The organism is Psychrobacillus sp. (genome assembly GCF_056205495.1).
The window spans coordinates 1-5,701 of sequence record NZ_JBAEAP010000062.1 but is presented as its reverse complement, the minus strand read 5'-3'; the positions used below and the strand labels follow the sequence as shown (position 1 = coordinate 5,701).

The 5,701-nt window shown below is 36.1% G+C and carries 7 protein-coding genes; 1 reads left to right on the top strand and 6 read right to left on the bottom strand.

The features are described from left to right. Positions 1–279: 279 nt before the first annotated feature. The 4 genes from AC06OU_RS02000 to AC06OU_RS01985 form a co-directional block, all read right to left on the bottom strand. Positions 280–1,485 (bottom strand): EAL-associated domain-containing protein, encoded by a 1,206-nt coding sequence (locus AC06OU_RS02000; protein WP_475853611.1) that lies wholly within the window; start codon positions 1,483–1,485, stop codon positions 280–282. Positions 1,486–1,580: 95 nt separating this feature from the next. After that, positions 1,581–2,228 carry an SIMPL domain-containing protein gene (locus AC06OU_RS01995; RefSeq protein WP_475853610.1) on the bottom strand — a complete coding sequence of 216 codons (648 nt, stop codon included), beginning with the start codon at positions 2,226–2,228 and terminating at the stop codon, positions 1,581–1,583. Between the two features lie 78 nt (positions 2,229–2,306). Continuing rightward, positions 2,307–3,014 carry an alpha/beta fold hydrolase gene (locus AC06OU_RS01990; RefSeq protein WP_475853609.1) on the bottom strand — a complete coding sequence of 236 codons (708 nt, stop codon included), beginning with the start codon at positions 3,012–3,014 and terminating at the stop codon, positions 2,307–2,309. Beyond that, positions 3,011–3,631 (bottom strand): histidine phosphatase family protein, encoded by a 621-nt coding sequence (locus AC06OU_RS01985; RefSeq protein WP_475853608.1) that lies wholly within the window; start codon positions 3,629–3,631, stop codon positions 3,011–3,013. Before AC06OU_RS01985 ends, AC06OU_RS01990 begins: the two co-directional genes overlap by 4 nt. A gap of 163 nt (positions 3,632–3,794) precedes the next feature. On the opposite strand from AC06OU_RS01985, the gene AC06OU_RS01980 reads away from it, so the two are divergent. Continuing rightward, positions 3,795–4,160, top strand: a complete 366-nt coding sequence (locus AC06OU_RS01980) for a DUF2188 domain-containing protein (protein ID WP_298472189.1) — start codon at positions 3,795–3,797, stop codon at positions 4,158–4,160. Positions 4,161–4,241: 81 nt separating this feature from the next. Here the strand turns inward: AC06OU_RS01980 and AC06OU_RS01975 are convergent, their stop codons facing one another. Together AC06OU_RS01975 and AC06OU_RS01970 are read right to left on the bottom strand one after the other, a co-directional pair. Next, on the bottom strand, positions 4,242–5,516 hold the full coding sequence (locus AC06OU_RS01975) for a TRAP transporter large permease (protein WP_298472187.1): 1,275 nt from the start codon (positions 5,514–5,516) through the stop codon (positions 4,242–4,244). Beyond that, positions 5,513–5,701 (bottom strand): TRAP transporter small permease subunit (locus tag AC06OU_RS01970; protein ID WP_475853607.1); only part of this gene is annotated, 189 nt, incomplete at its 5' end. The genes AC06OU_RS01970 and AC06OU_RS01975, both read right to left, overlap by 4 nt.

The following is a 5,701-nucleotide window of genomic DNA, read 5'->3' as shown; positions in this document are numbered from 1 at the left end:
ACTTTTTAGCATTGGAAAGGAGAAAAGCAATCCCGATCACAACAATAACTCCACCAATTCCCCAAAGTATATTCATGTCAAAACACCTTCTTTTTATGTATAATTCGCCTTTTAAAATCAGACATATTGTAGCTATTCCCTAATATCCTTGAAAGAAACGGAAAAATATAGCTCTAATCTGGGCAATAAATATACACAAAAAAATCGAAACCTTAGGTAAGATTTCGATAGATGGATTTTCTTTAGTTATAGTAAGGCACCCTCACCTACTAGTAGGCTTCATCTGAAGATATTCTTTTTAAATAAATAATCATAGGAAATATCAATAAACATATATTCATTCTCGTTGATTGGTACAGAGAAGGTTCTTATCATTTCGCCTGTTTGAATATCGCTATAAATATCAGAGAACACACCACTTTGATCATTTCTCATCTTAATAATTGTTTTTAGAAAGTATGGGCGCCAGCTCCAGTTTTTGTTAATGGCGTCTTCTTCAACCTCCCAATGCGAATCAATTCGAACAATATTGGGCGAGGTCTGGAAGCCTTCCTCGTCACAAATATAAAGACGGAACGAGTATTCACTTAGCTCTTCAGCTAGTTTCAATAAATCTTCTACTTCCTCGCTAGAAGATTTAATAGCTTGAACTTTTTTCTCTAGATTAACTTGTAATTCCTTCAATGCCTTGTAATTCTCTTCTAATATCCGTTTTTCTGTTGCAATAAATTGACGACATCTATCCTTAAAGCTTTTCTTTAATTGATTTCGTGGGATTAGCCCTGTGCCTGCTTCAGCTAAATATTTCCCTTGATAGTATCGGCCACTATTTTTCCAGGCAAATTGAAGCTGGTGAACTGTATCAATACCCTCAAAAAGCATATTTGCTCCAATTTTACGCGCTGATGAACTAAGTGATGTAAAAAGGTCATTCTGTGCTCCCCAGGATTCATAGCTTAACTGCTCTATATTTACCTTAAGGATATTAGGTGCTAGCATTTGTATATAATCGAGATGACTCTCTGAGCCTAATTGGTTAATCGCTATTTTTATTCCATAGGTTTTAAAGTAACGTACTATATTATTTAACTGATGAAAATCCCCTTTAAAGTTATGCTCGGAAATAACTATAACAATACGGGAAAGCTCTTCCTCGGGGATATATTGTTTTATAATATCAAAAAAACCTTCGCCATAATCTAGCACTAGTAAATTGGCGTTGCACGGAAGATATATATCAAAGTTTTTTGGCTGGTCTACAAGCTCCCCTAAAGCAATATGAAGAATTCTTTGTTCGACCTCAACTCTATACTCCTCTGGCACCTCTTCATCAAAAGCAAACGCATTTAAGTTTATTAGCTTATCATCTTGCAGCAATTTTCCAGAAACCTCGTATGCGACTACTATATGCTCGTCTGCACTAAAAATAGGTTGAAAATATGCTTGCAAGTTATCCAAGTTCGTTAGAATATCAATTGCATCCATCCTGAACCCTCCTTACCTATATATACATGATAAGTTGTAAAAAGGTATTATGCAAATGGATATTACGTATTTTTATACACAATATTAATTATTTATTAGTATTGAAACTTAACTGTGACTCTAGCTATTATTGTAATTACACCTTGTTCTATTGGGGTTGCTCCTGTAGATGATTCCATTAACATCGCTCTATATGGTACGATCGGACTTCCTTCTTTTTCTTCCACTACCTCTATAACTTGTGGTGAAACTGAAAGCCTCATTGTTTCTGCTATTGTATTTGACTTTAATTGTGCATTCATTAAAGCCTTACTAAGAGCTCTTTGATAATAGGCATCTTCGTTTTCTAATCTGAATTCAAGAGAAGAAATTCGATTTGCACCATTTCTGACTGCTGTATCAATCACTTTTCCTACCATGCTTACATCAGGTATTTTTACCGAAATGGCATTAGTCACTTCATATCCCCTGAAAACCTGTTTTCCATCTACAAAATCGTAACGCGGGAAAATATTATATGCAGCTGTTTGTATATTTTCTCTTGGTATACCTAGCTCTAGTATGGATTGAATGACCTGATTCATAATGGTTGCATTTCTTTGCTGAACTTCCTCAACCTCGCTACCATCCGTACTTACCTCTACTTGTAGCAACGCATAATTCGGTGAAACAGTAATTGAGCCTTCCCCATTAACGGAAATAGTCCGAATGAGAGGACAAGGATGTAACGCATTTAAATACATAAGATCCCCTTCCAAATTGCATATATAGATAGCATATGCTTGCCTGCCAAAAAACTTGTTTAAAATAATAATTTAACTTTAGGAGCACTCTAAAAAGGATTTTACTATAACGGTGTAAATAGCAGGCTGGTCTTCATGTACTAAATGCCCGGCAAAAGGGATAACGGCAACGTGAATATGTTTGTTTTCTTCCGGATAAATGGTTGCCCCTACAGTTTCATGCACATTTATTTCCCCAACTATGTATAGGACCGGGAACTCGAAGTGATACATAGCTAACATATCTTCAAAAGGATACCAGTCCTCTTTTTTCCCCAAGTAAATAAACCTTCTCCAATCTGAAGAATGTAGTTCATTGAAATAGTTTATAAAGTCATTGTTCAATAAAATCTGTCCCTGAGTTTTTACATCCTGCATATGCAAATCCAGCCAGTTGTCCGGTTTAACTGGCATGATACCTGAAACAGTGAGTGTTTGAACTCGCTCTGGAAAAAGTCTTGCAAATTGTACAGCTACAATTGCACCCAGTGAGCATCCAACCAAATGAATCTTTTTCAGCTGATAATGATTGATGGTTTCCAATAAATCCTTCGCGGAATCTAAAAAGAAGTTTTCAATATCATCAGAAAGCGACTGACCATGTCCCCTTAAATCTGGGGCAAACACTTGATAGCTATCTTTGAAAAAGTTCTGCTGATAATGATAATCTGTATTTCCAGTTTGTAAGCCCGTATGCAAAAATAAGAGTGGTTCACCGGCCCCCTGAATGGATGTATGTAAAATCATTTAATCACCTCTTCTTCGTTATTTATATGCTCCAGTCTATTTAAAAACCTGATGATACGCTTGTCCTTTTCAATGGTTAGTAAATGCATTCCCGTGTCTCCCGTAGGGAAAATATAGTCACTGTTAACTGGCAATTGTAGAAACGCCTTAATAAGGTTAGAGATCAAGCCGCCGTGTGACACAATTGCTACTCTTTGATAATCCTTGTATTCTTCTATTATTTTGCGAAGGATGTATTCTGCTCTGTAACGAAACGCTAACTCGGATTCTCCAGCTTCAATTGGTATATAAATTGGTCTTCCTTCTTTAGGTAGAGGGTATTTTATAGCTGCTTCTCCTCGAGATAAACCCGCGAGTACTCCGTTATTAAACTCCATTAAGTCAGACTCCTCATACAGCTCACAGCCTATATTACTTTGTAGAATAGTCGCAGTACTCTTTGCACGGCTTAGAGGACTACACAATATAACGTTTGGTGGAAAATGACTCTTCACGTATGTAGCCATCTTACTAGCTTGTTCAATACCTAACTCAGTTAAAGGAAAGTTCGCTCTACCTTCATGCACATCTAACAGATCAGCTTCCGATTCTCCATGTCTAATAATTAATAACTCCACTCAAATCACTCCAAATATTGGAAAGTATTTAAATAATTATACTCGAATGAGTATCTTCCCGAAAAGAATAATAAGATTTTCCTTGAAAATAATTTACTATTTCAGTACGGGATGTTTATTTTGATTTATTTCGGGGAATTTCTTAGCCAAGGAGGCGATAGATATGCCGTGGAGTAAAAATGATTATCCAGCTTCAATGAAAAATCTTGAGCCGGATGTTCGAGAAAAGGCAATTGAAATTGCGAATGCATTATTAAGAGACGATACTGATGAAGGAAGAGCAATAGCTATTGCAACAGCCCAGGCAAGAAAGGCAGTAAATGGAGACGATAATGACCGCCCAAAATATGAAGTAAAGGCTCGTTCGGAAGATTGGGTACTGCTAAAAGAAAATGGGGAAAGAGCTATTTTCTCTGAGGGTACAAAAGATGCTTTGCTTGAAAAGGCAAAGCCTTACGTCAATGACCATAATGGAATTCTTTCTATATATCAGGAAGATGGGGAGTTAGATAGTACCTTATATGAATAGGAAGAAGACAAAAAGAACTTCAAGGACCTGAAGTACTTTTTGTCTTTCTCTCCTGTATTTACATTGTAATTTAGAAAAATATTATTCTATATCACTAATTAAAAAGGTGGATATTTCCGGGAAAACAGATAACACCACTATTAACAAAATCATAATTATTGCATATGGAATTACCCCTTTAACAATTTCATCTATCCTATTAGTTCTATCTATTCCCTTTAAAACAAATAAATTCAAACCAACTGGAGGAGAAATAAGAGCAAGCTCCATGTTTATAACCATAATAATAGCAAACCAAATTGGGTCAAATCCTAATGCCATTATTATTGGATATAAGATAGGCAAAGTGATTACCAAAATAGATATTGTCTCCAAAAACATACCTAATATTAGCAAAACTATGTTGATTAATATAAATATAATCCATGGCGAAATCTCTTGGCTTGTAGCATAATTTGTAATGGTTTGAGGAATATTTAAAATTGTCATTATGTAGCCAAGTAACATAGCTCCAACAATGATAAATAGAATCATTGCATTAGTTTTTACAGTTTCAATTATTATTTTTTTGAAATTTGCAAGCGTTAGATTTTTATAGATAAACAACGAAATTGCAAAACTAACCATTACACCTACTGCTGCAGCTTCCGTAGGAGTAAAAATACCAGTGTAAATTCCCCCTATTACAATTGCTGGTAATAACAAGCCCCAAATAGCAGTTTTAGTACCTTCCATTCTTTCGGCCCAAGTAGCTGGTTTATCTTTGATATGACGTGTTTGATATGAAGCAAAAATCATAAAAGATATAGTTAGTATTATACCCGGGACAATTCCAGCTATAAACAGCTTACCAATTGACTCACCAGTTACTGAGCCATAAATAATCATCGGAACACTGGGTGGTATTAAAATTCCCAGAGTACCACCAGCAGCTAGCATACCAAGTACGTGTCTCTTATTATATCCTCTCTTTACCATCTCTGGTAAAGCTACCGAGCCTACCGTTACTGCAGTGGCAACACTCGAACCTGATATAGCTGCAAAAATTGCACAACAAAAGAGTGTAGCAATTGCAAGTCCTCCCGGTAAGTGACGAAACCATCTGCTGGCCATTTCATATAAGTCTCTACCTACGCCACTTACTAGCAAAACTTGACTCATTAATACATACATAGGCAAAGCAGTTAAGGAAAAATCATCGAGAGCTTTGTAAGAGATAATTGGCACTTGCATAAATGCAAAAGTCCCACCATTAAATATATACATTCCCACTACAGCGAGTAATGAAAGAGCAAATGCTACAGGTAAGCCCAAGAGTAAAAATGTTCCTAGTCCACCAATAAAGAAAATGTTCAAATATGTTCCCCTCCCCTGTGAATATCACCATCTATTATCTGCAAGATAAAGGCTATGCACATCAAGGCGCCTCCCACAGGTAAAAACAACTCCGGCAGGTACATTGGTATCCTTAATAAAGAGGAAGAGGTAATCCCTAATTCAAAAGTATTCAGCACATGATGGAATCCATAATACGTAAAAAT